Genomic DNA, 23350 nt, shown 5'->3' with positions numbered 1-23350 from the left:
TTCCGAATCTTCTCTAGCCCCATTCAAGGAGTGCCATGGCCCGCGAAAAAACCAAGGATTCGCGCAAGGACAGCCCGAAAGGACGTGCCTCCAGAGCCAAAGACAAGAACACGCTGATGGCCGAGGGCCCGCAGGTTGCGCCGCTCGACGCCGAGGTTCGCCGTACCCGCCTCAAGACCCTGATCACGCTGGGCAAGGAGCGCGGCTACCTGACGTACGCCGAAATCAGCGACCATCTGCCCGATGACGTCGCGGACGCCGAGCAGATCGAAGGCATCATCGCGACCTTCAACAACATGGGCATCCGCGTCTTCGACGAAGCCCCTGCCGCCGAAGATCTGCTGATGTCGGACAGCGTGCCGACCACCGTGGACGAGGACGTCGCCGAGGAAGAGGCCGAGCAGGCACTGTCTTCCGTCGACTCCGAATTCGGCCGGACGACCGACCCGGTCCGCATGTACATGCGCGAAATGGGCACCGTCGAGCTGCTGACGCGCGAAGGCGAAATCGAGATCGCGAAGCGGATCGAGGACGGCCTGCGCCACATGGTCCAGGCGATCTCGGCGTGCCCGACGACGATTGCCGAGATGCTCGAGATCACCGACAAGGTCGCGCGCGACGAGATGCGCATCGATGAGCTCATCGACGGCCTGATCGATCCGAACGCGGCCGAGGCGGAAGAAGAACTCTCCGAGAGCACCGAGGAGGAACCCGCGGCGAGCGAGGACGAGGGCGGCGACGACGAGAGCGAAGACGACGACGAGAGCGACGAGGACAAGGAAGCTGCGGCGAACGCTGCGACCCTGCTGCAACTCAAGACCGACGCCCTCGCCCGCTTCAGCGTGATTCGGGACTTCCACACGAACAAGATGGAGGTACTGGAGCAGCGCGGATCGCAAGACCCGGCCTATCTCGACCTGCAGCGGCAGATCTCGGACGAGCTGCTCAATATCCGCTTCACCGCGAAGTCGATCGAGCGCCTGTGCGATTCGGTGCGGCACATGGTCGAGCAGGTGCGCGGCCACGAGCGCCAGATCTTGCAGCTGTGCGTCGACCGCGCGGGGATGCCGCGCCAGCACTTCATCAAGGTGTTCCCGGGCAAGGAGATCGACCTCGACTGGCTCAAGGACGAGATCGGCGCGGGCAAGAATTACGCCGAAGGTCTGATGCGCGTGCATCCGGCCGTCCTCGAAGAGCAGCAGAAGCTGATCGACCTGCAGACGCGCATCGGCATCCCGCTGAAGGAGCTGAAGGACATCAACCGCCAGATGTCGACCGGCGAAGCGAAGATGCGCCGCGCCAAGCGCGAGATGACCGAGGCAAACCTGCGCCTCGTGATCTCGATCGCGAAGAAGTACACGAACCGCGGCCTGCAATTCCTCGACCTGATCCAGGAAGGCAACATCGGCCTGATGAAGGCGGTCGACAAGTTCGAATACCGTCGCGGCTACAAGTTCTCGACGTATGCGACGTGGTGGATCCGCCAGGCGATCACGCGCTCGATCGCCGACCAGGCGCGTACGATCCGGATCCCGGTTCACATGATCGAGACGATCAACAAGATGAATCGGATCAGCCGGCAGATCCTGCAGGAAACCGGTCAGGAGCCGGATCCGGCGACGCTCGCCGAGAAGATGGAGATGCCCGAGGAGAAGATCCGCAAGATCATGAAGATCTCCAAGGAGCCGATCTCGATGGAGACACCGATCGGCGACGACGACGATTCGCACCTCGGCGACTTCATCGAAGACCAGGCGACGCTCGCGCCGGCGGATGCCGCGATGTACTCGAGCCTGCGCGATGCGACCGGCGAAGTCCTCGACTCCCTGACCGCGCGCGAAGCGAAGGTGCTGCGCATGCGCTTCGGCATCGAAATGAACACCGACCACACCCTCGAGGAAGTCGGCAAGCAGTTCGATGTCACGCGTGAACGGATCCGGCAGATCGAAGCGAAAGCACTGCGCAAGCTGCGCCATCCGAGCCGGTCCGAACGGCTTCGCAGCTTCCTCGACAGCGACGCCTGACCCCCTCCGCGCCCGTCCCCGTGACGGGCGCGCTCCCTTGTTCGATCCTCGTCAGCCTGGCCGTCCGGCGCAAGACGCCCGACGCGGACAGGCGGAGGGAGCGCACCAGTTCTACAAGAAGGGCCTTTAGCTCAATCGGTTAGAGCAGCGGACTCATAATCCGTTGGTTGCGGGTTCGAGTCCCGCAGGGCCCACCACCGATCCCGACCCCTCCTTCGTTCAGCCTCGCTGGATCAGCTCGATCTTGTACCCATCAGGGTCCTCGACGAAAGCGATGACGGTGCTGCCATGCTTCATCGGCCCTGCCTCGCGCACGACCTTGCCGCCCCGGGCCCGGATCTCGTCGCATGCGCGTGCTGCATCAGGCACCGCAAGCGCGATGTGTCCGAAACCGTTGCCGAGATCGTATTGGCTGACGTCCCAGTTGTGCGTCAGCTCGATCACGGCGCCTTCGGCCTCGTCCTCGTAGCCGACAAACGCCAGCGTGAACTTCCCTTCGGGATAGTCCTGCCGACGCAACAAGCGCATACCCAGGACGTCGGTGTAGAACGCAATCGAGCGGTCGAGATCGCCGACCCGCAGCATGGTATGGAGAACGCGCATATCAAATCCTCTCAGTCTTCGTTCGGAAAATCACCGCCCGCCGTCGCCTCGATGATCGGCAGGGTGAGCGCAGCCTTTCGCAGTGCCTCGCGCGCCGCGTTCCAGCCGGGATAAAGGCTGTCGACGACCGCCCAGAAGCGCGGCGAGTGATTCATTTCGGTGAGGTGGGCTACCTCATGCGCGACAACGTAGTCAATCAGCGCCGGCGGAAGATGGATGAGCCGCCAGTGGAGCCGGATGCCACTGCCTGAACTGCAACTTCCCCAGCGGGTCCGCGCCGAGGACAGCCGAACGGGAGGCACCGGACAGCGGGAGCGGAAGCAGTATTCTGCGACGCGCTCGGAAAACCACGGTAACGCGCGCTTTCGCAGCGCCCTTATCATTGCTGCCCGCGGTTCCTGAGCGGGATCGAGCACGAGTTCCTCGACGCCGTCCACACCGGCGCGCCACCGCACACGGCGCCCGCCGGCTTCGAACCGCAGCCGGCAGAGCTCGCCGAGAACGGAAAAGCCCGCGCCATCGATCGGCTCGAACAGCTGCGCCGCGCGCCGGTCCCGGCGTGCCGCGAGCTTGTCGAGCAACCACCGACCATTTCCGGCGACGAAGCGCTCGATGTCGCTTTCGCGCGCAAGCTGCGGCACCGAAACGCGCACGCCACGCTCATCGATCTGCAGCGCGAAAGTCCGACGCGCGGAACGTCGCAAGAGCACTGCGATATCGCGCTCCCCGAGCCGGATGAAGCGCCGCTCCTCGCTCGTCGCCGAGGCCACCTTGCGGCGAGCCGTGGCTTTCAGACCTTGTCCTGCCACGCGTAGCCCCGCTCGCCGACGACTGCCTTGATCCGCTGCATCGCTTTCGACACGCTCACGGCCGGCCCCTTGACACCGAGTTCGAGTGACCGCGGCGGGCCGCCGACTTCCCCGACGGTGGGCAGACTGAACAGATTCGCGTCCGGGTAGGCCGCGGTGATCGCCTCCATCAAATCGATGAACGCACCTTCGTAGCCATCCCACACCGTGATCGCGCTCTCGACGTAATCCTCGGCGTGATGAAGATGACGGAAACGCGAATCGAGCACCGATTCGATCATCGGCCACGCCATTACCGGAAAACCGGGCACGAAGAAGTGATCCCGGATCGAGAACCCCGGAATCTGATTGAACGGATTCGGGATGATCTCGCTGCCGGTCGGAAAGACGCCCAGCTGCAGTCGGTGCGGCGTAATCTCGGCGCCGAATTTGGCGCGCAGGATCACTTCTGCCGTCGGATGCAGCGCGAGCTCGACGCCTAGCGCCGCCGCGGCAGCCTGTCGCGTCCGGTCGTCGGGCGTCGCGCCTACGCCACCGAAGCTGAACACCGCATCACCGGTCGTGAAGCTCTGCCGCAGGACCTCGACGAGACCGCGGGACTCGTCGCCGACGTATCTCGCCCAGGACAGTCTCATCCCGCGGGCGCCGAGCAGCTCGACGATCTTCGGAAAATGTTTATCGGTCCGCCGGCCGGACAGGATTTCATCGCCGATGATGATCGTGCCGAACGCCATCGGAAGTCTCTACGAAGGGCTGCCCGGCAGCGGGTCGAGCACCGTGACACCGCTCAGCGCACGTTTGCGGCGCAGCGATTCCAGCATGAAGTGGACGAACGCGAGACCGCAGAACGCGGGAGCGACGAGATTGACGACCGGGATGTACGCAAGGAGCGCGCAGCCGCCTCCGAGCAGCAACATCGGTTGGCGCAACCTGTGCGGGAGCTGGCGCAGTTCCTCGCGGTCGGCGTGCAGCATCAACGCGTCGTAGCCGAATGCGCGCTGGTTCAGCCACGCGGTGAGGACCACCGACGCGAGCAGGCCGACACCGGGAATGAGCCAAAACGGCAACGACACCAGCAGGCCGATGACGAAGAGGATTCCGGCGACCATCGCGTTCCAAGCGCTGCCGAGGTTGGAGCCGCCCTTGCGCCGCTCGATGTCCCCGTACTCCCGTGTCGCAACCCGTTCGAGCATCATCGGCAGCGCGAAGACGGCGACGAGCAGCGCGGCGGTCACATAGATCAGCGGCAGCAGCGCGAGCACGATCGAAAGCTTGACGACGAATAGCGTCGTCGCCGCGCCGAGCTCGGAGGCCATCAGCCAGTCGCGCGCAAACGACCATCCTTCGATCCAGCCGATCACGGCGGCGACCACCGGCGTCCACGCGAAGAACGCAAGGACGAGCCAGAGCACCAGCGCTACGACGCTCGGCCACAGCAGATGCAGCAGTACGCCCCGCTGCGTAAGGCTGCGGATCGCGCGACCGAAGGCAACGAGGATTTCTCTCATGCGGCGGACCGGTTACCGCATCATTCCCGGCAGCATGCCCTTCATGCTGCGCATCATCTTCTGCATGCCGCCTTTCGAGAACTGCTTCATCATCTTCTGCGTCTGTTCGAACTGGTTCAGCAGGCGGTTGACCTCCTGCACCGTCACGCCCGCCCCCGCCGCAATGCGCCGTTTGCGGCTCGCTTTCAGGATCTCCGGTTTAGCCCGCTCGATCGCGGTCATCGAATTGATGATGCCTTCGATGCGCCCGACCGCCTTCTCCTCCGCGCCGCCCTGCAGCTTGCCCGCCGCCTGCGCGAACTGCGCCGGAAGTTTTTCCACCATCGACGCGAGCCCGCCCATCTTGCGCATCTGCGCGATCTGCTCCTTGAAGTCGTTCAGGTCGAAGCCCTTGCCGGTCTTGAGCTTCTGTGCGAACGCGCGCGCCTTCTCCTCGTCGACGCCGCGGCGTGCGTCCTCGACCAGGCCGAGAATGTCGCCCATGCCGAGGATCCGGCTCGCCATCCGTTCAGGATGGAATTCCTCGAGGCCCGAAAGTTTCTCGCCGACCCCGGCAAATTTCAGCGGCTTGCCGGTCACGTGACGCACCGACAACGCGGCGCCCCCGCGCGCGTCGCCGTCGAGCTTGGTCAGCACGACACCGGTCAGCGGCAGCGCCTCGCTGAACGCGCGCGCCGTATTGACCGCGTCCTGACCGAGCATCGCGTCGACAATGAACAGCGTCTCGACGGGCTTCGCCGCAGCGTGCAGCGCCTTGATCTCGTCCATCATCGCGGCGTCTATCGCGAGACGGCCGGCGGTGTCGAGCAGGACCACGTCGTAGTAATGGCGGCGGGCATGATCGATCGCGGCAAGCGCGATATCGACCGGCTTCTGGTCCGTGGTCGACGGGAAGAAATCGATGCCCGCCTGCGCCGAGACCGCCTTCAACTGCTCGATCGCCGCGGGACGATAGACGTCCGCCGAGACCGCGAGCACCTTCTTCTTCATCCGCTCGTGCAACAGCTTGCCGAGCTTGCCGGTGGTCGTCGTCTTGCCCGCGCCCTGGAGACCCGCCATCAGGATCACCGCCGGTGGCTGGGTCGCGAGGTTGAGGCCGGTGTGGGTCCCGCCCATCAGGGCCTTCAGCTCGTCGTGGACGACGCCGACGAGGGCCTGCCCCGGCGTGAGCGAGCCCGTGACTTCCTGGCCGACCGCCTTTTCCTTGACCCGCCCGACGAAATCCTTCACAACCGGAAGCGCGACATCCGCCTCGAGCAGCGCGAGGCGGACTTCGCGCATTGCTTCCTGAATGTTGTCTTCCGTCAGCCGCGCCTGCCCGCGGAGGGTTTTCACGACCTTGGACAGGCGCTGGGTGAGATTGTCGAGCATGTTGGCTGGGCCCCTCGGCCTTGGAGTAAACTGCGGGAATCTATGCAGACCATTCTACTTCATCTACTGGCCGCCTCGATGTACGCGGTCCTGGGCATCTCGTTCTGGCGCGCTTATGCGCACGCAGCTGCTCCGGCTCCGCGCCCCGGCATGTCGGCGACCGAGCGCGTGGTGCTCCTCGTTGCCATCGTGGCCCATGGCCTGTCGCTGCGCGAGGCGATCTTTCCCGGCGAGGCGATGCACTTCGGCTTCGGGCCGGCGGTTTCGCTTGTCGTCTGGCTGGCAGTCTGCTTCTACTGGATCGAAACCTTCTACGCCCGCCTCGACGGCCTGCACGCGATGGTCATCCCCGCTGGCCTGATCGGCAGCCTGTTGCCGCTGGTCTTCCCGGGCGAACATATCCTGTCGAATGCGGGGTCGCCCGCGTTCCGCGCGCACTTCATCATCGCGATGCTGTCGTACAGCCTGTTCACGCTAGCGGCGCTGCATGCGGTGCTGATGGCGGTCGCCGAGCGACAGCTGCACAGCGGCCGCCTCACACGCACGCTCGCGAACCTGCCGCCTCTGCTGACGATGGAGACCCTCCTGTTCCGGCTGATCGGAATCGCCTTCATCCTCCTGACGCTGACCTTGAGCTCCGGCGTGCTGTTCTCCGAAGTGCTGTTCGGCCAGCCCTTCCGCCTCGATCACAAGACGGTCTTCGCGATCATTTCGTGGCTGCTCTTCGGTGCGTTGCTCTTCGGCCGCCGAGTGTGGGGCTGGCGCGGACGAGTGGCCCTGCGCTGGACTCTCGCCGGCTTCGTCGCACTGGTGCTGGCCTATGTCGGCAGTCGGTTCGTGATCGAAGTGCTGCTCGGTCGCCCGAACTGAACACGAGGACGACGGACCTCGCTACCCGCGAACTTGCATCCGTGTTACGAAACTTTACAAGCTTCGACACGCCGTGCAAGACTGGATGCCGGACAGTTAAGAGCGGTACATGGCAGCAAATCCCCAGACTGCGCTGAGCGGACTCGCCCGAGCGATGATCCAGCACGGCCGGCTTTCCGAAGCCGATGCCGTCGCGTGCACGGTCAACGCGCCCGGGGTGCCGAACGGCTTCATCGTGGAGCTGGCGCAACGCAAGCTGATGACGCCGCGTGCGGTCGCCGGGTTCGCTGCCGAGACCTTCGGCTACCCGCTGCTCGACATCTCCGCGATCGACCGCGCGGTCATCCCGCGCGACGCGATCGACCGGAAGCTGATGGGCAAGCATCAGGTGGTGGCACTCGGCAAGCGTCAGAACCGACTCACCGTCGCAACCGCCGACCCGTCGAACATGCGGGCGCTCGACGAGATCCGGTTTCAGACCGGTCTTCAGGTGGACCCCGTCATCGTCGAAGCCGACCGGCTCGCGCAACTGTCGGAATCGCTCGCGGAATCGGCGGAACAGACGCTGAAGGACCTGACGGGCGAAGAATTCGACATGGACCTCCTGCAGCAGGAAGGCCCGTCGGAGGCGCCGACCGAAGACACGCAGGAAGTCGATGACGCCCCAGTCGTCAAGTTCATCCAGAAAGTCCTGATCGACGCGATCAACGAGGGGGCCTCGGACATCCACTTCGAGCCCTACGAAAAGTACTACCGGATCCGCGTGCGCACCGACGGCGTGCTGCGGGAGATCGCGCAGCCTCCGCTGATCCTCAAGGAAAAGATCGCCGCACGCATCAAGGTGATTTCGCGCCTGGACATCTCCGAGAAGCGCATCCCGCAGGACGGTCGGATGAAGCTCGTGCTGTCGAAGAACAAGTCGATCGACTTCCGCGTGTCGTCCCTGCCGACGCTGCACGGCGAAAAGATCGTCATGCGTATCCTCGACGCGTCGTCCGCAATGCTCGGCGTGGATGCGCTCGGCTACGAGCCCGAGCAGAAGAAGGCGCTGCTCGACGCGATCGAGCGCCCCTACGGGATGGTTCTCGTCACCGGCCCGACCGGTTCGGGCAAGACCGTTTCGCTCTACACCTGTCTCAACATCCTCAACAAGGCCGGGGTCAATATCTCGACCGCCGAGGACCCGGCGGAAATCAACCTCCCCGGCATCAACCAGGTAAACGTCAACGAGAAGGCAGGCCTGACCTTCTCGGCGGCGTTGCGCGCATTCCTCCGCCAGGATCCGGACGTCATCATGGTCGGTGAAATCCGCGACCTCGAGACCGCCGAGATCTCGGTCAAGGCGGCGCAGACCGGCCACCTCGTACTGTCGACGCTGCACACCAACGACGCCCCGACGACGCTCGAGCGGCTAAAGAATATGGGCGTCGCGCCGTTCAATATCGCATCGTCGGTGATCCTGATCACGGCGCAGCGGCTCGCGCGGCGGCTTTGCACCTGCAAACAGCCCGTCGACATTCCCATCGAAGCCCTGCTGCAGGCCGGTTTCACCGGTGAGGACCTCGATGGCAGCTGGCAGCCGTACGGGGCGGTCGGTTGCGACCGCTGCAAGGGCAGCGGCTACAAGGGACGGGTCGGCATCTACCAGGTGATGCCGATCACCGAGGAAATCGCGCACATCATCATGACCAACGGCAACTCGATGGACATCGCCGAACAGGCAAAGCGGGAAGGCGTGAAGGATCTGCGCCGGTCGGGGCTGCTTAAGGTCCGGCAGGGTGTGACCTCGCTCGAAGAAGTCCTCGCTTCCACCAACGAATAGGGAACGAAATCCCCCCATGGCGACCACAGTGCGAGCCGGGCGAGCCGCGGCCGGCCCGAAGGAAATCCTCTACAGCTGGGAAGGCAAGGACAAGAACGGTCGGACCGTTCGCGGCGAGATGCGCGCGAGCGGGGAATCGCTCGTGCAGGCGACGCTGCGCCGCCAGGGCGTGCGGGTGTCCAAGGTCAAGAAGCAGAAGATGTCCCGCGGCCACAAGATCAGCGACAAGGACATCGCTCTCTTCACTCGCCAACTCGCGACGATGATGAAATCGGGCGTCCCGCTGCTGCAGGCCTTCGACATCGGCATCAAGGGCGCGGGTAACCCGAGCCTCGCGAGGCTTCTCAACGAGGTCCGCAACGACGTCGAGACGGGCTCGAACCTGTCGCAGGCGTTTGCAAAGCACCCGGTCTATTTCGACAAGCTGTTCTGCAACCTCGTCGCGGCCGGCGAGCAGGCGGGCATTCTCGACAGCCTGCTCGACCGCATCGCGACCTACAAGGAAAAAGTCCTCGCGATCAAGAGCAAGATCAAGTCGGCGATGTTCTATCCGATTGCGGTCATCGTCGTTGCGGCGATCGTCGTGACGGTGATCATGCTGTTCGTCGTCCCCGAGTTCAAGAGCGTGTTCACCAGCTTCGGCGCCGATCTGCCGGCCCCGACGCTGATGGTGATCGCGATATCGGATGCGTTCGTCGCCTACTGGTACATCATCTTCGGAATTCTCGCAGCGATCGTCGTCGGCATCAGCGCGATGTACAAACGTTCGACCGCGATGCAGATCGCAGTCGACCGGATGGTGCTGCAGTTGCCGGTCGTCGGCGACATCATCCGCAAGGCGACGATCGCGCGCTGGACCCGCACGTTGTCGACGATGTTCGCCGCGGGGGTGCCGCTCGTCGAAGCCCTCGAGTCCGTCGGCGGCGCGTCGGGCAACTACATTTATCTGACCGCGACGCGCCAGATCCAGACCGAGGTCAGCACGGGCACGAGCCTGACCGTGTCGATGCAGAATGCGACGGTCTTTCCGAGCATGGTCGTGCAGATGGTTTCGATCGGTGAGGAGTCGGGCCAGCTCGATTCGATGCTGAGCAAGGTCGCCGACTTTTTCGAGCAGGAAGTCGACGACGCGGTGGCCGGCCTGTCGACGCTGCTCGAACCGCTCATCATGGTCTTCCTCGGCACCGTGATCGGCGGGCTGGTCGTCGCGATGTACCTGCCGATCTTCAAGCTCGGCCAGGTCGTCTGAGCCCCTTTCCCCGTCCGGCGCCGCGCCGCCCCTCCGCGGCGGGCGCCCTCGATCGATACCCTCCATGCACAGCCTTCTGAACGATTCCGTCGTCTTTGCCGTGCTCGCAGCCGTTCTCGGCTTGTTCGTCGGCAGCTTCCTGAACGTCGTGATCCACCGCCTGCCCAGGATGATGGAGCGCGAGTGGCGCGCGCAGGCCGCCGAACTGCGCGGAGAGGCGGCTCCCGACGAGGAAACCTTCAACCTGGCAACCCCGCGCTCGCGCTGCCCGCACTGCGGGCATCAAATCGGCGCACTGGAAAACATCCCGGTCGTCAGCTACGTGGCGTTGCGCGGCCGCTGCCGCCACTGCAACGCGACGATCGGCGGCCGTTATCCGGTCGTCGAACTGCTGACCGCCGTCCTTTCCGGCTACGCCGCCTGGCACTTCGGCTTCGGACTCGCCGCGGGCGGCGCGCTGCTCTTCCTGTGGGCGATGATCGCGCTCGCCTTCATCGATCTCGACACCCAACTGCTGCCCGACAGCATGACGCTCCCGCTCGTATGGCTCGGGCTCGCCTTCAACCTCGGCGCGACCTACGCAGAGTTGCCGGACGCCGTCGTCGGCGCGATCGCGGGCTACCTGTCGCTGTGGTCCGTGTACTGGCTCTTCAAGCTCGTGACCGGCAAGGAAGGCATGGGCTACGGCGATTTCAAGCTGCTCGCGGCGATCGGCGCATGGCTCGGGTGGCAGATGCTGCCGCTGACGATTCTGTTCTCGTCGCTCGTCGGGGCCGTGACCGGCGTCGGCCTGATCGTCGTCAAGCGCCACGGCCGCAATGTTCCGATACCGTTCGGCCCCTACCTTGCGGCAGCCGGCGTGATCGCGCTGTTCTGGGGCGACTCGTTGACGGCCCTCTACCTCGGCCGATTCTAGGCACGGACGCTTGAAAAAGTCCGGGCGCGCCGCCATGTGCGGGATTGCCGCGGACGGCTCGACGCGTCGTCCGCACTGACTTCTCGCCCATGCTGCGTTGCGCTAGACTTACGCGCTTGCTTTCCGGAGGTTGTCATGCCGATTTACGAATACCGTTGCGACAGCTGCGGGTTCCAGAAGGAACACATGCAGAAGATGAGCGATGCGCCGCTCAGCGTTTGCCCCGCCTGCAGCAAGGACTCCTACACGAAAATGGTATCGGCCGCGGGCTTCCAGCTGAAAGGCACCGGATGGTACGCGACGGACTTCAAGGGCGGCGGCGCGGCGGCGTCGAGCGCAAGCAAGCCTGCCGAGAGCGCGCCGGCGGCGGCAGGCTGTGCGGGCGGTTGCGCCTGCCATTCCGGTTGAGCGACGGCCGGAGTCGTGAAGAAATACTTCATCACCGGACTACTGATCTGGATTCCGCTGTCCATCACCTTCATGGTGCTGGCGTGGATCGTCGGCAGCCTCGATCAGATCATCGAGTGGCTGCCGAACGGGCTGCAGCCGCGTCACGCGATCGGATTCAACATTCCGGGCGCAGGCCTTCTGGTCGGCGTGCTGATCGTGTTCACGACCGGACTGATCGCGGCGAACGTCATCGGCCAGAAGCTCGTGCGCTACTGGGAAGCCCTGCTCGCTCGCATTCCGGTCGTGAAATCGCTCTACTACGGCGTCAAGCAGGTTTCGGACACCCTCTTTTCCAGCACCGGCCAGGCCTTCCGCAAGGCACTGCTGGTGCAGTATCCGCGCCATGGCTCGTGGACGATCGCCTTCCTGACGGGCGCCCCGGGCGGGGATGCGGCTAATCACCTACGAGGCGAGCACGTCAGCGTCTACGTGCCGACGACGCCGAACCCGACCTCCGGCTTTTTCCTGATGATGCCGAAAGACGAGGTGATCGAACTCGACATGAGTGTCGACGAAGCCCTCAAGTACATCATTTCGATGGGCGTCGTAGCGCCACCGGCGCGCCACGCCCAGCCCCGCTCCGCCCTGCTGACTGAGTAACCGCGCGGCCCGATGGCCGCGCTTTCGTTCCGGAACCCGAACACATGCGAACCCATTATTGCGGTCAAGTCACCGCCGCCGACCTCGATCAGACCGTCACCCTGTGCGGCTGGGTACACCGTCGCCGTGACCACGGCGGCGTGATCTTCATCGACCTGCGCGATCGCGAAGGCCTCGTTCAGGTCGTCTGCGATCCCGATCGCGCCGAGACTTTCCGCACAGCTGAATCGATCCGCAACGAATTCGTCGTCGAACTCACCGGCAAGGTGCGTCGGCGCCCGGCAGGCACCGAGAACGCGAACCTCGTGTCCGGCGAAATCGAAGTCCTCTGCCACACGCTCGAAGTGTTGAATGCGTCTGCGACGCCGCCGTTCCAGCTCGACGAGGACAGCCTGTCCGAGAACGTGCGCCTGACGCACCGCGTAATCGACTTGCGCCGGCCGCAGATGCAGAAGAACCTGATGCTGCGCTACAAGGTCGCGATGGCGTTCCGCCGCTTCCTCGACGCGCAGGGTTTCATCGACATCGAGACGCCGATGCTGACGAAGAGCACGCCGGAAGGCGCACGCGACTATCTCGTGCCGTCGCGCGTGCATCCGGGCCAGTTCTTCGCGCTGCCGCAGTCGCCGCAACTCTTCAAGCAGCTCCTGATGGTTGCCGGCTTCGACCGCTACTACCAGATCACGAAATGCTTCCGCGACGAGGACCTGCGCGCCGACCGCCAGCCGGAATTCACCCAGGTCGATATCGAGACTTCCTTCCTCAACGAGACCGAGATCACCGCGATCATGGAAGACATGATCCGCTTCGTGTTCAAGGAAGCGCTCGCGGTCGAGCTGCCGAACCCGTTCCCGCGGATGACCTTCGCCGAAGCGATGCGCCGCTTCGGTTCCGACAAGCCCGACCTGCGCGTGACGCTCGAGCTGACCGAAGTCACCGACGCGGTCGAAGACGTCGCGTTCAAGGTGTTCAGCGGCCCGGCGACCAGCGGCGGCCGTGTCGCGGCGTTGCGCGTGCCCGGGGGCGCGTCGCTGACGCGCGGTGAGATCGACGAGTACACGAAGTTCGTCGGCATTTACGGTGCGAAAGGCCTCGCGTACATCAAGGTCAACGACGTCACGAAACCGAACGAGGAAGGCCTGCAGTCGCCGATCGTCAAGAACCTCCACGAGCAGGCGCTGCGCACGATCCTCGAGCGCACCGGCGCCCAGAGCGGCGACCTGATCTTCTTCGGCGCCGACAAGACCAAGGTCGTCAATGACGCGCTCGGCGCGCTGCGCACGAAGCTCGGCCATGAAAAGGGCTATGTCACCGGCGACGCCTGGAAGCCGCTGTGGGTCGTCGATTTCCCGATGTTCGAATACGACGAGGACGACAAGCGCTGGGTCGCGTGCCACCATCCGTTCACCAGTCCGAAGGACGAGCACGTCGAGCTACTCGAATCGAATCCCGGTGAGTGCCTCGCGAAAGCTTACGACCTCGCACTCAACGGCTGGGAGATCGGCGGCGGGTCGGTGCGTATCCATCGCGCGGACATTCAGTCGAAAGTGTTCGAGGCGCTTGCGATCGGGCCCGAAGAGCAGCGGCTCAAGTTCGGCTTCCTGCTCGACGCCCTGAAGTTCGGCGCTCCCCCGCACGGCGGCCTCGCGTTCGGCCTCGACCGCGTCGTCACGCTGATGACGGGCGCTGAATCGATCCGCGACGTGATCGCGTTCCCGAAAACCCAGCGCGCGCAGTGCCTGCTGACCGACGCGCCGGGCGAAGTCGATGAGAAGCAATTGCGCGAGTTGCACATCCGTTTGCGCCAGAAAGTCGAAACGCAGGTCGAAGTCGCCAAGACCTGACCGCGACGACTTCGCACCGAAGGCGGATGACTGTCATCCGCCTTTTTTTTTTGCCCGTCGCGCACGGATTGCGCCGTCGGAGCCTTCAGCAACCAGGGGGCGATGCCGTAAGCTCTCGCACAGCCTTCGCCTCTCACCCCACCCGCGCGCCTCGTCATGGCAGATCTCGACCGCCTCAGTCTCCTCATCATCGAAGCCAACCAGGGCATGCGCGGCCAGCTGCGCTCGATGTTGAACAACATCGGCATCAACAACGTCCAGTTCGCGCCGTCGGCCGGCATGGCGATCGGGCGGCTGCGCGAACGGCACTTCGACATCATCCTGTGCGAATACAACCTCGGCGAAGGCCAGGACGGCCAGCACCTGCTGGAGGATTTGCGGACGAAGGAAATCATTCCGCTCGACACGCTGTTCATCATGATCACCGGCGAGCGCAATTACGAACGTGTCGTCGGCGCGGCCGAACTCGCGCCAAACGACTACATCCTCAAGCCGCTGACACCCGACACGCTTCAGTTCCGGCTCGCGCGGGCGCTCGAGAAGCGTGAGGTCTTCCGTCCCGTCTATCGGCTCATCGAGAAGGGCGAAGTCCACGAGGCGATCGATACTTGCGTCGACGCCCGCCGCACCCATTCGCGCTACCGCATCGATTTCATGCGGCTCGAGGCGGAGTTGCAGGCGGGGCTGGGGCATGCCGCTGTCGCTGAAGCGATCTACCGCGAGATTCTCGAGATGAAGGTCATTCCGTGGGCGCGGCTCGGGCTCGCGAAGACGCTGTTCGCGCGGAAGGAGTACGCCGAAGCGGAAAAGATCCTCGCCGGGCTGGTCGCCGAAAACGCGCGCTACGTCGACGCCTACGACTGGCTCGCGCGCGTCCGCGAAGAGGGTGGTCGTGTCGACGAGGCCCGGGATACGCTCGCCGCGGCGGTCGCGCTGTCGCCGCACCGGATCACACGCCTGCGCCATCTCGGCAACGTCCTGCTTGCCGCCGGCGACCATCAGACGGCCGAGCGCACACTCGCGGAGGTCGTGCGCAAGGGCAAGTACTCGGATTTTCGGGATCCGGAAGACCATGTCCGCCTCGTCCGGGCACAGCTCGGTCAAGGGCGGGTCGGGGAGGCCGAAGCGACGATCCGCGACCTGGAGCGCTCGATGGAGGGACTCCCTGCGACGACGCTGTGCAGCGCACTGTCGAAGGCGCTCTATTTCAATCAGCTCGGCTCCCCCGACCGGGCGCAGGCGGCGCTCCAGGCGGGAATCGGCGTCGACGCCGACGTCGCGTGCCTCTCCGTCGACATGAAGCAGGAACTCGCGAAAGCCTGCATCGACAACCATCTCGAGGCCGAAGGCAGCATGCTGGTCATGGACATCCTGCGCAATTCGGCCGATGAACGGACCGTCGAAACGACGCGTACGCTCCTGCGCGAGCGAGGTCGGGAAGAACTTTCGGAGGAACTCGAACAGCGGGTGCACAGCGAGGTGAAGAGCCTCATCGCCGCCGGCGCCGACAAGGTTCGCAACGGAGACTACGACGGCGCCGTCCAGGAGATGATGAGCGCGGTGCAGAAGATGCCCGGGAACCCGCACGTCCTCTTCAACGCCGCGCTCGCGCTGCTGCGGCACATCGAAAACCGCGGCTGGAACGAACGCCTCGCGGCGCAGGCGCGCGGCATGATCGGCCGCACGCGCAAGCTCGATCCGGCGAACCCGCGGCTCGAAGCCATCACCGACTTCATGCACCAACTGTCGAAGAAACACAGCGGGCGCCCGGCCGCCTGATCGTCGCCGAGCGCCTCGCCTCCGCCGATCGCAGCAGCCGCAACCTCTCAGGGAGACTCCAACGTGCGCACCCTCGCGCTGCGACTCGCCCTTTTCCTCGCCGTCGCGCTCGCATCACTTCCTGGCTGCGGTCGAGACGCAGGTCCGCGTTCGGGCGCCGCCGGCCTGCCGCCCGAAGCGGCCGCAACGCTGCAACTGATCCAGGCCGGCGGGCCTTTCCCCTATCGGAAGGACGGGACGATCTTCCAGAACCGCGAACGGCTGCTGCCGCAGATGCCGCGCGGCTACTATCGGGAATACACTGTGCCCACACCCGGATCGCGCGATCGCGGCGCGCGGCGACTCGTCACCGGCGGTGATCCGCCCGTCGTCTTCTACTACACCGAAGACCATTACCGCAGCTTCCGTCGCATCGAGACGCAGCCATGACGGACGTCGAAAGACTCGCTCACCTGCTCCGGCAGCCGCTACGGGCCGGGCTCTATCGCCTGACATGCTCGGTCGCAGACCTCCTTGGACCGGCGGCACAGCACGCAGGTCTGCCGATCCTCGACTGCGATCTCGCGTCCTGCACCGACAAGGCGGGTTTTCTCGACTGCGTCGGCGCCGCGCTCGGCTTTCCCGACTGGTTCGGGCGCAACTGGGACGCCCTCGCCGATTGCCTGGGCGACATGGGCTGGCTGCCCGCCGACGGTTACGTGATCGTGCTGGCGAGCGCCGATCGGTTCCGGGCCGCGGCGGAAGCGGACTTCGACACGGCGCTCGAAATTTTCGACGAGGCGGCACAAGACTGGGCCAGGGACGGCGTGCCGATGTGGATCTTCGTCGACACCGCTGTGAGCGTCGCCGGCCTGCGCGACCTCGTATGACCCGAACGCTCCCGTTCAAGCAGCCCGTCTCGATCCTCGTCGTCGTGCACACCCTGACGCTGCGGATCCTGCTGCTCGAACGCGTCTCCCCGCCCGGTTTCTGGCAATCGGTCACCGGCAGCCTCGAAGCGGGCGAGACGCCGGCGCAGGCAGCGCTGCGCGAAGTCGCGGAGGAAACCGGCATCGTTGTCGCGCCCGGGCAACTGGACGACTGGCACCGGTCGAACCGTTTCGAGATCCGCCCGGAGTGGCGCCACCGCTACGATCCGGCGGTCACGCACAACGTCGAACACGTGTTCAGCCTGCAGGTGGCCGACGACCAGGCGGTACGACTGGCCGCGGACGAACATCGCGCAATGTTATGGCTTCCGCTCGACCAGGCCGCGGAAAAGGTCTTCTCCTGGACGAATCGCGACGCGATCCTGCAACTGGGAGCGCGGCTTTCGGATCAACGTCCGCCCCCGGACTGCGAGCATCAATCGCGCGCAGATCCGTCCGACATCGCCGCCGAACCGGAGCCGAGCAGCAACTTCAGGCAATCCGGGCAATAGCATCCCGCGGCCGCATCCGGAATCGTCTCGAGAACCGGCAGGGTCGCGCACCAACACTCCGTCCAGCCGGCCTGCATTCCGCACGTGAAACCCGCGCCGCAGCGCGAACAGAGGTTGGAGGCCGCTCCGGTGGCGTCACGGCTGGTATTTTCGTTCATATAACCGTCTCCTGTGGGGGCCCCGAATTTTACTTCGGAAGCGGCGGACTTCCGGGTTGAAATGCCATCGCTCGAACCTATATTGATAATGTGAGTAGTTCAGGACCTGCCAACACAAGGAGATAGCCATGGCCAATCTGATTCGTCGCGACCCGTTCGATGACCTGCTGCGCGGCTTCTTTGTCCGTCCGGTGGACTTCGGCAGCGGAGAAGTCGGCGAGGCGCCGCAGATGCGCGTCGACGTCAAGGAAGCGAACGACGCGTATCAAGTCCATGCCGAGTTGCCCGGAATCAAGAAGGAAGACATCCACGTGCATATCGACGGACCGGTGGTTTCGATCAGCGCCGAACGCAAGCAGGAGAAGGAAGTCAAGGAAGGCGAGCGCGTGCTGCGCACCGAGCGTTACTTCGGCAAGGTGTCCCGCAGCTTCCAGCTCGGCCAGGAAGTCGACGAAGCACAATCGTCGGCGAAGTTCAATGACGGCGTGCTGGAACTGAGACTGCCGAAGAAGGCGGCGGCACAGGCGAAGCGCTTGTCGATCGACTGACCGCGGCCCTCGGCAGCGCCCTTTCCACCTCAGCAATCGCCCGGCCCGCCGGGCGATTTTTTTGTTGTGGCGTGCGCGACAAGGCGGGAGAATCGGGGCACTTCCCTCACCCACGGAGTTCGGCATGCGTATCGGCGCCGGCGTGGTTGCCCTGCTCTGCGTCAACGCAACGGCGGGAGCCGCGACTCTCCGGGTCGGACCGTTTGAGCAATTCACGCAGATCGCCGACGCGGCCAAACGGGCGAAAGACGGCGACACCGTCGAAATCCTGCCCGGCGAATATCGCGGCGACGTCGCGGTGTGGAACCAAAAGCAGCTCACCATCCGTGGGGTCGGCGAGCGTCCGGTCCTGATCGCGGAGGGCGCCAGCGCGGAGGGCAAAGCGATCTGGGTCATTCGTAACGGCGACTTTCGCATTCAGAACGTGGAGTTCCGGGGGGCGCGGGTGCCGGACGGCAACGGCGCGGGCATCCGACTCGAACGAGGGCGGCTGCACGTGAGCGGGAGTGCGTTCGTCGACAACCAGAACGGCATCCTCACCGGGAACGACTCCGACACCGAACTGCGCATCGACGACTCGCTGTTCGCCGAGGCGCCGCGCAACGCCCCTTTGCCGCACCTCCTTTACGCCGGGCGAATCGCGCGGCTCGAAGTCAGCGGCAGCCGGTTCCACCGCGGCTACGAAGGCCATCTCATCAAGTCGCGCGCCCGTTACAACGACATCCGCTACAACCTCATTCACGACGGCCCCGGCGGCGAGGCGTCGTACGAAATCGATTTTCCGAACGGAGGCGTCGCGTTCGTTGTCGGCAACGTCATCGGCCAGAGTGCCGCCACGCAGAATCCGGTCGTCGTCGCCTACGGCGCCGAGGGCCGCGTCTGGCCAGACAGCGGGCTCTATCTGTCGCACAACACGCTGCTCAACGAGCGCATGACCGGCGCCTGGTTTCTCCGCGTCTGGAAGGACAAGCTGCCTGCCGGCACGGAGATCAAGGCCGTGAACAACCTCACGGTCGGCCTGGGCGTATTCACGCTGGCGGCCCCGGGCGAGTTCAGTGGCAACGTCCCGGCGATCGCTGCGTTTCTCGGCGGTCCGGACATTCTCGATTTCACGCTTGGGCCGAACTCCATCCTGCGCCGCCTCGGCACCGACCCCGGACAGGCGCGAGGCTACAGCCTCGCACCGGCCGCAGAATTCGCGTTGCCGATCGGCACGCACGCTCTGGAGGCTCCCCTCAGGTGGGCGCCGGGAGCATTCCAGACTTCGGGGTACGCGCCTTAGTCCCTGGCGGATTAGAATCCGCACCGTCAGCGGGCCCTACCGCGCCCGCCGGAGCCAAAACCACTCGAACAAGGATTTTTCAATGACCGGTGTCACCCGTTCGCAAGACGTCACCCCCGCCCGCAAGGCCGAGATCCTCGCCGAGGCGCTCCCGTACATCAAACGCTTCTTCGACAAGACCGTCGTCATCAAGTACGGCGGCAACGCGATGACCGACCCGCACCTGAAGGACTGCTTCGCGCGCGACGTCGTGCTGCTGAAGCTCGTCGGACTCAACCCGGTCGTCGTCCACGGCGGCGGCCCGCAAATCGAGACCCTGCTCGCGCGCGTCGGCAAGAAGGGCGAGTTCGTCCAGGGCATGCGGGTCACGGACGCCGAAACGATGGAAGTCGTCGAAATGGTGCTCGGCGGCCAGGTGAACAAGGAGATCGTCAGCCTCATCAACCAGCACGGCGGCAAGGCTGTCGGCCTCACCGGCAAGGATGCGAGCTTCATCCGCGCGAAAAAGCTGCTGATGCAGAGGGAAGATGCGCCGGGCGACGTTGTGGACGTGGGTCTCGTCGGCGAGATCACGAAGATCGACCCGAGCCTCATCGCGTTCCTCGACCAGGGCGACTTCATCCCGGTCATCGCCCCGATCGGCGTCGGCGAAGCAGGCGAGACTTACAACATCAACGCTGACGTCGTTGCCGGCAAGCTCGCCGAAATCCTGAAGGCCGAGAAGCTCGTGTTGCTGACCAATACGCCGGGCGTGCTGGACAAGTCCGGCAAGCTATTGACGGGGCTCACGCCCCGCGACATCGATGCGCTGGTCGATGACGGCACGCTTTCCGGCGGCATGCTGCCGAAGATCAGCTCCGCGCTCGACGCCGCACGGAACGGCGTGAAATCGGTGCACATCATCGATGGCCGCGTCGAACATGCGCTGCTGCTGGAGATCCTCACGGATCACGGAGTAGGGACGATGATCAAGAGCAAGTGATCGGCCCACGGGCCCGCGCCCAGGTTTGGAAACGTCGGTCGTTCAAGACGACGCCGGGTACCGGACAGGTAGCCGGCGGCGGGAAACGATAATCGCGTTTTCCCGCCCGCCTCCGGCCGCCGCTAAAGTCCCAGCCACCGCGCGATGATGCTGCGCTGCATTTCCGACGTACCCGAATAGATCGTCGCCCCGACTGCGTCGCGTAGCGCCCGTTCGACCTCGTACTCCACCATGAAGCCGTAGCCACCATGCAGGTGCACGGTCTCGAGCGCGGTTTTCAGCAGCGACTCGCTGACCATCAGCTTCGCCATCGCCGCGTCCAGCGAAGCGTTGCGAAGGTTGTCAAGCCGCCAGGCGGCACGATAGGCCAGGAGCCGCGCCGCTTCCAGCTGCACTTTCATGTCCGCGATCTTGTGACTCACGGCCTGGAATTTCCCGATCGCCTGCCCAAACTGTTGCCGCGTGCGGGCATAGCCGATCGACGTCTCCAGCAGACGCTCGATCGTACCGACGTGACACGCGACGAGCAGACAGCGCTCCCAGTCCATCGCCGTCGCAAACACCGCCGCGCCTCCGCCGACCTGACCGAGCACGGCAGAGGCCGGTACGTACATGTCGTCGAATACCAGTTCGCCGACCGGGGACGTCCGGAGGCCCAGCTTCTCGAACTTCTGTCCCGATGTGAAACCCGGCGTTTCGCTCTCCACGAGAAAGGCGGTGACGCCGCCGTGAAAGCCTTTCGCGGCATCGGTGACCGCAAACACCACCGCGATGTCCGCGACCGGGCCGTTCGAGATGAACGTCTTGCTGCCATTGATGCGCCAGCCGTCGCCGTCGCGCTCCGCGTGCGTGCGCATCGCGAAAGTGTCGGAACCGGAGTCGGGCTCGGTGATCGCGTGGGCGCCGATCAGGCTGCCGTCGCACAGGCCCGACAGGTAACGCTGCTTCTGCTCGTCGCTGCCGTGACGCCACACGGGCACGACGCAAGCGAGGAGATGGGCGCACAGGGAAAACACGAGACCGCCGTCACGGCATCCGTAACCGAGCGCTTCGAGCACGATCGAGCAGGACAGTGCGTCGAGGCCCGTGCCGCCATATGCCTCCGGGGCCGGAAGTCCCTGGATGCCGATCTTCGCGCATTCGCGCCACAGCTCGCGCGAAAAGACCTGCTCGCGGTCCCGATCGATCACATCGACGTTGAGACTGCCTTGTGCGAACCGGACGACGTTCTCGCGCAGCTGTTTCTGCTCCGGCGAATAGGAGAAGTCCATCAGGCGAGTCCTTTCAACTGCTGATAATCGGTCTTGTCCGTCGAAGTTTTCGGCAGGGTATCGAGCCAGGTGAATTGGTCGGGAATCATGTACAGCGGCAGGCGCGACGCGCAGAAACGCTTCAGCTCGATGAGCGACGCCCTCTCGACGCCTTTGCTGCTGAGGAAGGCGGTGATCCGCACGCCCGCTTCCGCGTCGGGAGCAGCGACGACTGCCGCCTCCTTGATCGTCGGATGCTGATACAGCCCGGCCTCGATCTCTCCGAGCTCGACCCGGTAGCCGCGCCGCTTCACCATCCGGTCGCGGCGCCCGCGGTAGATGTAGTTGCCGTCCGTCTGCTCGACGACGACGTCGCCGGTCCGGTACCAGCGCGTGCCATCCGCGTGCACCAGGAAGCTCTCCGCGGTGCGTTCGGGCAGCGACCAGTAGCCCTGCATGACCCCGTGCCCGGTGATGCACAGCTCGCCCTCGTCACCCGGCTTCACCGCGGCGAAATGCTCGTCGACGACCTTCCCGCGCAGGTGCTCGCAAACCTTGCCGATCGGGTACGGCGCGGTGCGCTCGTCCGGCACCGGCGGCTCGACCTCGTAATACGTGCAGACGTTGGTTTCGGTCGGGCCGTAGAGATTGAAGTAGCGCGGATGCGGGAGCTGCGAGCAGAGCGTGCGCAGATGCTTGACCGGGAACACCTCGCCGGCGAACAGCACCAGGCGCAGTGCGGAGCAGTCGTGGGCCGGAAGGTCGCCGAACTGCGCCATCAGACTGAGGATCGACGGCGCGGAATACCACACGCTGATCCTCTCGTCGGCGATGAACCGGGCGAGATGCAACGCGTCCTTGCCCCGCTCCTCCGGAATCAGCACCAACGCGGCGCCATGCTTGAGAGCGACGTGGATGTCGAGGATCGAGAGGTCGAAATGCAAGGGAGCATGCGACGAGAAGCGATCTTCCGCACGCGGTTCGAACACCGACGAACACCAGTCGACGAAGCTCACCGCGTTCTCGTGCGACAGCATCACGCCCTTCGGCTTTCCCGTCGAACCGGAGGTGTACAGGATGTAGGCGAGATCCTGCGCGGCGGGCACGGCATCCGGAACACGGGGCGCAGGACGCTCCGCCTCGGCCGCGTCCAGCGCGCGAGCGAGCGGCTCCCCGCCGCCGGCACCATCCAGGAGCAGCAAGTTCGGCAACGCTCCAAGCGCGAAACTCTCGGTGGAAAACCGGTCCTCGAAGCGCTGCTCCATCACGACAGCCCGAACGCCGCAGTTGTGCATGATGTAAGCATTGCGTGCGGGCGGCCCGTCGGGGTCGACGGGGACATAGGCGGCGCCGGCCTTGAGAATTCCGTACATCGTCGCGATCGCGTCGATCGACTTGCGCAGGTACATGCCCACCCGGTCGCCGACGCAGATCCCGTCGGCGACGAGACGATCGCGCAGGCGATCGGACAATTCGTCGAGCTCGCGGTAGCTCAGCGCAGAACGGCCGGGCTCGACCACCGAACTGCGGTCAGGATAGCGGGCTGCCGCAGCGCGGAAATAGGCATGCAGGGGAAGCCAGGCGCTCGTCATGGCGGCTACCTCACCTTGGAGGTCAGCAGCGCGACGATGCTGCGGATGGTGTCGAGATGTTCCTTGTCCGCTTCGTGCGCCTCAAGGACGATGCCGTACTGCTCCTCGAAGTGCAGGACCATCTTCAGCGTCGCGATCGAGTCGAGGATGCCACCGCTGATCAGCGGCAGGTCATCGGTCAGATCGTCGGGATTCTCGCCGGGCAGGAATTCGGCAAGGATGTAGTCCTTCACTGCTTTGCTGAAGTCGACGCTCGTTTCCATCGCTGCCTCG

24 protein-coding genes and 1 tRNA gene are annotated in these 23350 nt (G+C 64.8%); 16 read left to right on the top strand and 9 right to left on the bottom strand.

What is annotated here, in order from left to right; translation table 11 throughout:
- Positions 1-35 precede the first annotated feature (35 nt).
- Positions 36-2024 carry an RNA polymerase sigma factor RpoD gene (gene rpoD, locus ROZ37_RS10340; protein WP_312659257.1) on the top strand — a complete coding sequence of 663 codons (1989 nt, stop codon included), beginning with the start codon at positions 36-38 and terminating at the stop codon, positions 2022-2024.
- A gap of 120 nt (positions 2025-2144) precedes the next feature.
- Positions 2145-2221, top strand: a tRNA-Ile gene (locus tag ROZ37_RS10335).
- Between the two features lie 22 nt (positions 2222-2243).
- Here ROZ37_RS10335 and gloA read toward each other — a convergent pair.
- The 5 genes from gloA to ffh all read right to left on the bottom strand — a co-directional run bounded on the left by gloA (position 2244) and on the right by ffh (position 6315).
- Positions 2244-2627 carry a lactoylglutathione lyase gene (gloA, locus tag ROZ37_RS10330; RefSeq protein WP_312659256.1) on the bottom strand — a complete coding sequence of 128 codons (384 nt, stop codon included), beginning with the start codon at positions 2625-2627 and terminating at the stop codon, positions 2244-2246.
- Between the two features lie 11 nt (positions 2628-2638).
- Positions 2639-3337: a SprT family zinc-dependent metalloprotease gene (locus ROZ37_RS10325; RefSeq protein WP_312659305.1), complete on the bottom strand. Its 699-nt coding sequence runs from the start codon at positions 3335-3337 to the stop codon at positions 2639-2641.
- Between the two features lie 80 nt (positions 3338-3417).
- Positions 3418-4170, bottom strand: coding sequence for a molybdopterin-binding protein (locus tag ROZ37_RS10320; RefSeq protein ID WP_312659255.1), 753 nt, complete (start codon positions 4168-4170; stop codon positions 3418-3420).
- 9 nt (positions 4171-4179) lie between these two features.
- A complete protein-coding gene (locus ROZ37_RS10315; RefSeq protein WP_312659254.1) occupies positions 4180-4944 on the bottom strand; it encodes an EI24 domain-containing protein in 765 nt (254 codons plus the stop codon).
- A 12-nt stretch (positions 4945-4956) separates the two neighbouring features.
- Positions 4957-6315, bottom strand: coding sequence for a signal recognition particle protein (gene ffh / locus ROZ37_RS10310; RefSeq protein WP_312659253.1), 1359 nt, complete (start codon positions 6313-6315; stop codon positions 4957-4959).
- A gap of 42 nt (positions 6316-6357) precedes the next feature.
- Here ffh and ROZ37_RS10305 point away from each other — a divergent pair, with 42 nt between their 5' ends.
- From ROZ37_RS10305 to nudB, 11 genes are all read left to right on the top strand, one after another.
- The gene (locus tag ROZ37_RS10305) at positions 6358-7185 is read left to right on the top strand and encodes a cytochrome c biogenesis protein CcsA (RefSeq protein ID WP_312659252.1); all 828 of its coding nucleotides are present in this window, start codon (positions 6358-6360) and stop codon (positions 7183-7185) included.
- A gap of 109 nt (positions 7186-7294) precedes the next feature.
- Positions 7295-9007 (top strand): type IV-A pilus assembly ATPase PilB, encoded by a 1713-nt coding sequence (gene pilB, locus ROZ37_RS10300; RefSeq protein WP_312659251.1) that lies wholly within the window; start codon positions 7295-7297, stop codon positions 9005-9007.
- A gap of 16 nt (positions 9008-9023) precedes the next feature.
- The gene (locus ROZ37_RS10295) at positions 9024-10256 is read left to right on the top strand and encodes a type II secretion system F family protein (protein WP_312659250.1); all 1233 of its coding nucleotides are present in this window, start codon (positions 9024-9026) and stop codon (positions 10254-10256) included.
- Between the two features lie 64 nt (positions 10257-10320).
- A complete protein-coding gene (locus ROZ37_RS10290) occupies positions 10321-11172 on the top strand; it encodes an A24 family peptidase (protein ID WP_312659249.1) in 852 nt (283 codons plus the stop codon).
- A gap of 135 nt (positions 11173-11307) precedes the next feature.
- Positions 11308-11580 (top strand): zinc ribbon domain-containing protein, encoded by a 273-nt coding sequence (locus ROZ37_RS10285; protein WP_312659248.1) that lies wholly within the window; start codon positions 11308-11310, stop codon positions 11578-11580.
- A gap of 15 nt (positions 11581-11595) precedes the next feature.
- Positions 11596-12222, top strand: a complete 627-nt coding sequence (locus tag ROZ37_RS10280; RefSeq protein ID WP_312659247.1) for a DUF502 domain-containing protein — start codon at positions 11596-11598, stop codon at positions 12220-12222.
- Positions 12223-12266: 44 nt separating this feature from the next.
- Positions 12267-14066: an aspartate--tRNA ligase gene (aspS, locus tag ROZ37_RS10275; protein ID WP_312659245.1), complete on the top strand. Its 1800-nt coding sequence runs from the start codon at positions 12267-12269 to the stop codon at positions 14064-14066.
- A 156-nt stretch (positions 14067-14222) separates the two neighbouring features.
- Entirely contained in the window at positions 14223-15845 is a 1623-nt protein-coding gene (locus ROZ37_RS10270) for a response regulator (protein ID WP_312659244.1), read from the top strand.
- 63 nt (positions 15846-15908) lie between these two features.
- The gene (locus ROZ37_RS10265) at positions 15909-16274 is read left to right on the top strand and encodes a ribonuclease domain-containing protein (RefSeq protein WP_312659243.1); all 366 of its coding nucleotides are present in this window, start codon (positions 15909-15911) and stop codon (positions 16272-16274) included.
- Entirely contained in the window at positions 16271-16714 is a 444-nt protein-coding gene (locus tag ROZ37_RS10260; RefSeq protein ID WP_312659242.1) for a barstar family protein, read from the top strand. The genes ROZ37_RS10265 and ROZ37_RS10260 overlap by 4 nt, the downstream gene beginning before the upstream one ends.
- The gene (nudB, locus tag ROZ37_RS10255; RefSeq protein WP_312659240.1) at positions 16711-17265 is read left to right on the top strand and encodes a dihydroneopterin triphosphate diphosphatase; all 555 of its coding nucleotides are present in this window, start codon (positions 16711-16713) and stop codon (positions 17263-17265) included. Before ROZ37_RS10260 ends, nudB begins: the two co-directional genes overlap by 4 nt.
- On the opposite strand, the gene ROZ37_RS10250 is transcribed toward nudB, so the two are convergent.
- The gene (locus ROZ37_RS10250; protein WP_312659239.1) at positions 17190-17423 is read right to left on the bottom strand and encodes a cysteine-rich CWC family protein; all 234 of its coding nucleotides are present in this window, start codon (positions 17421-17423) and stop codon (positions 17190-17192) included. The two genes, nudB and ROZ37_RS10250, sit on opposite strands and share 76 nt — an antisense overlap.
- A 128-nt stretch (positions 17424-17551) precedes the next feature.
- On the opposite strand from ROZ37_RS10250, the gene ROZ37_RS10245 reads away from it, so the two are divergent.
- From ROZ37_RS10245 to argB, 3 genes are all read left to right on the top strand, one after another.
- Complete coding sequence (locus ROZ37_RS10245) at positions 17552-17971, top strand: Hsp20/alpha crystallin family protein (RefSeq protein WP_312659238.1); 420 nt, start codon at positions 17552-17554, stop codon at positions 17969-17971.
- Positions 17972-18095: 124 nt separating this feature from the next.
- A complete protein-coding gene (locus tag ROZ37_RS10240) occupies positions 18096-19253 on the top strand; it encodes a hypothetical protein (protein ID WP_312659237.1) in 1158 nt (385 codons plus the stop codon).
- An 82-nt stretch (positions 19254-19335) separates the two neighbouring features.
- Complete coding sequence (gene argB / locus ROZ37_RS10235; RefSeq protein ID WP_312659236.1) at positions 19336-20235, top strand: acetylglutamate kinase; 900 nt, start codon at positions 19336-19338, stop codon at positions 20233-20235.
- A gap of 122 nt (positions 20236-20357) precedes the next feature.
- Here argB and ROZ37_RS10230 read toward each other — a convergent pair whose 3' ends face one another.
- Genes ROZ37_RS10230 through ROZ37_RS10220 form a run of 3 tightly spaced genes read right to left on the bottom strand, consistent with a single transcriptional unit; the run spans position 20358 to position 23340 of the window.
- The gene (locus ROZ37_RS10230; RefSeq protein ID WP_312659235.1) at positions 20358-21506 is read right to left on the bottom strand and encodes an acyl-CoA dehydrogenase family protein; all 1149 of its coding nucleotides are present in this window, start codon (positions 21504-21506) and stop codon (positions 20358-20360) included.
- The gene (locus ROZ37_RS10225; RefSeq protein ID WP_312659234.1) at positions 21506-23077 is read right to left on the bottom strand and encodes an amino acid adenylation domain-containing protein; all 1572 of its coding nucleotides are present in this window, start codon (positions 23075-23077) and stop codon (positions 21506-21508) included. The genes ROZ37_RS10230 and ROZ37_RS10225 overlap by 1 nt, the downstream gene beginning before the upstream one ends.
- A 5-nt stretch (positions 23078-23082) precedes the next feature.
- A complete protein-coding gene (locus tag ROZ37_RS10220; protein WP_312659233.1) occupies positions 23083-23340 on the bottom strand; it encodes an acyl carrier protein in 258 nt (85 codons plus the stop codon).
- Between the last annotated feature and the right edge of the window lie 10 nt (positions 23341-23350).

The sequence above is a fragment of the Aromatoleum sp. genome (genome assembly GCF_032027225.1).
Lineage (GTDB): Bacteria > Pseudomonadota > Gammaproteobacteria > Burkholderiales > Rhodocyclaceae > Aromatoleum.
Note: the sequence above shows the minus strand (reverse complement) of the source record. Positions and strands in the feature narration are given on the sequence as shown.

Bases quoted from the DNA above. Each gene is read 5' to 3' on its own strand.
- rpoD (WP_312659257.1), top strand. From the start codon at position 36: ATGGCCCGCGAAAAAACCAAGGATTCGCGCAAGGACAGCCCGAAAGGA.
- ROZ37_RS10295 (WP_312659250.1), top strand. From the start codon at position 9,024: ATGGCGACCACAGTGCGAGCCGGGCGAGCCGCGGCCGGCCCGAAGGAA.
- nudB (WP_312659240.1), top strand. From the start codon at position 16,711: ATGACCCGAACGCTCCCGTTCAAGCAGCCCGTCTCGATCCTCGTCGTC.
- ROZ37_RS10285 (WP_312659248.1), top strand. From the start codon at position 11,308: ATGCCGATTTACGAATACCGTTGCGACAGCTGCGGGTTCCAGAAGGAA.
- aspS (WP_312659245.1), top strand. From the start codon at position 12,267: ATGCGAACCCATTATTGCGGTCAAGTCACCGCCGCCGACCTCGATCAG.
- pilB (WP_312659251.1), top strand. From the start codon at position 7,295: ATGGCAGCAAATCCCCAGACTGCGCTGAGCGGACTCGCCCGAGCGATG.
- ROZ37_RS10290 (WP_312659249.1), top strand. From the start codon at position 10,321: ATGCACAGCCTTCTGAACGATTCCGTCGTCTTTGCCGTGCTCGCAGCC.
- ROZ37_RS10315 (WP_312659254.1), bottom strand. From the start codon at position 4,944: ATGAGAGAAATCCTCGTTGCCTTCGGTCGCGCGATCCGCAGCCTTACG.
- ROZ37_RS10240 (WP_312659237.1), top strand. From the start codon at position 18,096: ATGCGTATCGGCGCCGGCGTGGTTGCCCTGCTCTGCGTCAACGCAACG.
- ROZ37_RS10270 (WP_312659244.1), top strand. From the start codon at position 14,223: ATGGCAGATCTCGACCGCCTCAGTCTCCTCATCATCGAAGCCAACCAG.
- ROZ37_RS10230 (WP_312659235.1), bottom strand. From the start codon at position 21,506: ATGGACTTCTCCTATTCGCCGGAGCAGAAACAGCTGCGCGAGAACGTC.
- ROZ37_RS10220 (WP_312659233.1), bottom strand. From the start codon at position 23,340: ATGGAAACGAGCGTCGACTTCAGCAAAGCAGTGAAGGACTACATCCTT.
- gloA (WP_312659256.1), bottom strand. From the start codon at position 2,627: ATGCGCGTTCTCCATACCATGCTGCGGGTCGGCGATCTCGACCGCTCG.
- ROZ37_RS10260 (WP_312659242.1), top strand. From the start codon at position 16,271: ATGACGGACGTCGAAAGACTCGCTCACCTGCTCCGGCAGCCGCTACGG.
- ROZ37_RS10245 (WP_312659238.1), top strand. From the start codon at position 17,552: ATGGCCAATCTGATTCGTCGCGACCCGTTCGATGACCTGCTGCGCGGC.
- argB (WP_312659236.1), top strand. From the start codon at position 19,336: ATGACCGGTGTCACCCGTTCGCAAGACGTCACCCCCGCCCGCAAGGCC.
- ROZ37_RS10305 (WP_312659252.1), top strand. From the start codon at position 6,358: ATGCAGACCATTCTACTTCATCTACTGGCCGCCTCGATGTACGCGGTC.
- ROZ37_RS10320 (WP_312659255.1), bottom strand. From the start codon at position 4,170: ATGGCGTTCGGCACGATCATCATCGGCGATGAAATCCTGTCCGGCCGG.
- ffh (WP_312659253.1), bottom strand. From the start codon at position 6,315: ATGCTCGACAATCTCACCCAGCGCCTGTCCAAGGTCGTGAAAACCCTC.
- ROZ37_RS10250 (WP_312659239.1), bottom strand. From the start codon at position 17,423: ATGAACGAAAATACCAGCCGTGACGCCACCGGAGCGGCCTCCAACCTC.
- ROZ37_RS10225 (WP_312659234.1), bottom strand. From the start codon at position 23,077: ATGACGAGCGCCTGGCTTCCCCTGCATGCCTATTTCCGCGCTGCGGCA.